This is a genomic window from Streptomyces niveus (assembly GCF_001723055.1).
Classification (GTDB): Bacteria; Actinomycetota; Actinomycetes; order Streptomycetales; family Streptomycetaceae; genus Streptomyces; species Streptomyces niveus.
The window spans coordinates 1-871 of the sequence record NZ_MDCR01000439.1; the positions used below are offsets into that span (position 1 = coordinate 1).

Consider the following 871-nt stretch of genomic DNA (forward strand, 5'->3'; position numbering starts at 1 on the left):
CGAGGAACTGCATCTGCACGTGAACACCGTCCACTACCGCATCGGGCGCGTCGAGCAGATCACCGGCCGCGACCTGTCCCGGCTGGACGACCGCCTCGACCTGCGGGCGGCGCTGCTCTGCCGCGTACGGTGACGCCAAATGAACCATGAGTCACCCCCGCCGGACGTCGATCCCGGCCCTCACCGGTGCCGGCCCCGGCTGTTAGGCTGCCGGGCAGCGAAGGGGAGTAGTCCCGAGAACCGCTGGTCGACACACTGGACGCCGCGAGGTGTCCCGGCCACCGGGCCACCGCGAATTCTGCGGGGCGGACGAGACCTTCGGCCAAGGCATGATCAGGCCCACACCTNNTGCCGGGTCGAATGGTTCCTCCCGTCGCCTTCCGGGTGTCGTACGAGCCGTCCGGCCCGGCCCCGGCAGAGAGCAAGAGAATGACCTTCGACCCCCTGGCGATCCTCACCGCCTTCGGGCTGATCTTCCTCGCGGAACTCCCCGACAAGACCATGTTCGCCTCACTGGCCATGGGCACCCGGATGCGACCGCTCTACGTGTGGTTCGGTACGTCCACCGCCTTCATCGTGCACGTCGCCATCGCCGTCGGCGCCGGCAGCCTGCTGAGTCTGCTCCCCGAGATGGCCGTCAAGCTGGTCTCCGCCGCCCTGTTCGCGTTCGGCGCCTTCGTCCTGCTGCGCAGCGGCGGCGATGACGACGAGGACNNCCGCCTTCATGGCCGTCTTCATCAGCGAATGGGGCGACCTCACCCAGATCACCACCGCCAACCTGGCCGCCAGCAACGGCTGGCTGCCCACCGCGATCGGCTCGGCCCTCGCGCTGATGTCGGTCTCCGCCCTCGCGCTGCTGGCCGGCCGCTTC

2 protein-coding genes and 1 pseudogene are annotated in these 871 nt (G+C 69.2%); all 3 read left to right on the plus strand.

Annotated features, from left to right (window positions below; translation table 11 throughout):
* On the plus strand, positions 1–133 hold a 133-nt coding region (locus BHU15_RS38880), incomplete at its 5' end, for a helix-turn-helix domain-containing protein (protein WP_141726963.1).
* Between the two features lie 296 nt (positions 134–429).
* The coding region (locus tag BHU15_RS41820; RefSeq protein ID WP_255293289.1) for a TMEM165/GDT1 family protein at positions 430–714 on the plus strand (285 nt) is incomplete at its 3' end.
* 2 nt (positions 715–716) lie between these two features.
* A pseudogene (locus BHU15_RS41825) lies at positions 717–871 on the plus strand (TMEM165/GDT1 family protein); the annotation flags it as partial.